This is a genomic window from Providencia sp. JGM181 (genome assembly GCF_018257375.1).
In the GTDB taxonomy this organism is placed as follows: Bacteria; Pseudomonadota; Gammaproteobacteria; order Enterobacterales; family Enterobacteriaceae; genus Providencia; species Providencia lanzhouensis.
In genome coordinates this window covers 1-1,187 of the sequence record NZ_JAERJY010000276.1, presented here as the reverse complement: position 1 = coordinate 1,187, position 1,187 = coordinate 1, and the positions used below count along the sequence as shown (strand labels likewise).

Here is a 1,187-nt window from a genome sequence, read left to right as displayed (position 1 = left end):
ATTACTATCTAACTATAGAAATTTGAATTTAACGCCGCTATGGCTCGGAGAATTTGCGGGCGGATTATTAACAATAAACATGTCGCCGCGCAATCGTAGCCCCGCCACGCCTGCCCACTAAATAGGTCGGTTTTCATGCACCTGCAAGAGACCATCAGAACAGCTCCAGTAGGAGTACTTCGCGTTGGTAGCGTTCCTCTTTTAATTTTGCGGATTGTTGCAGGAAATTGCAAAAATGCTCAGAACCTAGGAAATTGCCATAACAAACATCATCCTCACTGAATTGTAATATCAGAATTCTACATTCAAACAATGCTTGTTATGACAGTAACTACCTTAATTTATTTCAACAATACTTAAAGACACTTTTTTATTTACTGAGTCAATATCATTATCAATTCTGACAGTTATCTCTTGATTTTTCACATATTTACCCATATAGCCATCAGGACATTTTGCTTTATAAATTAATCCTGTTATATCTCCTTCCTCTGATAATTTGACAAACACACCGTATTTATCATGAACACTTTTAACTATACCTTTGATAGTATCACCAACATGGTTCTTTGATTCAAACTCAGTCCATAGAGGATCTTTTAAAGTTTCATTAAAGCGCTCAACATACTCTTTAGCGGCGTTGAAATCCGATAATACAGAAAACTCATTATCACTTAAAATATTGCTAGCCAAAGAGTCATGCTTATCTTGCCATTCTGATAAATAATCCATCATCAATTTCGCATTTTTAGCTACGATCTCTTTATCATAAAGGCTTCCTTTTTCACCCATAGCACTAGCAATTTCTTTCGCAACCGTATCTGAATCATAGTCAGTGTCTTCTGAAATAGCTGCAAGATAATTAATATTTGATACCATGTCTAAATGAACAAAACCTGTTGATGTTATTTTTAATAAATCATTTTCGTCAATAATATCTGTAGTGAACCGCTCTGATTCTAAACAAAAACCTTTTATCAAATAATTAACTTCTCTAAATATTACATCTTCGGATATACCATATTTAGCTATGCTTTCAGTTAGATCTCTTACAGAAAAATAGCCTTTATACCCAGACGTGCCTACAGATGAATATTTATCATGAAACCATTTTAAAATAATATATCTAATAAAATAATTAGGTGTTAAATCACTTGTTGTTATTGCAAACAAATTCTTTAAATATG

1 pseudogene is annotated in these 1,187 nt (G+C 33.3%); it reads right to left on the bottom strand.

Annotated elements, in window-relative coordinates:
- Window positions 1–336: 336 nt before the first annotated feature.
- Window positions 337–1,187 (bottom strand): annotated as a pseudogene (locus JK188_RS17480) (type I restriction enzyme HsdR N-terminal domain-containing protein); the annotation flags it as partial.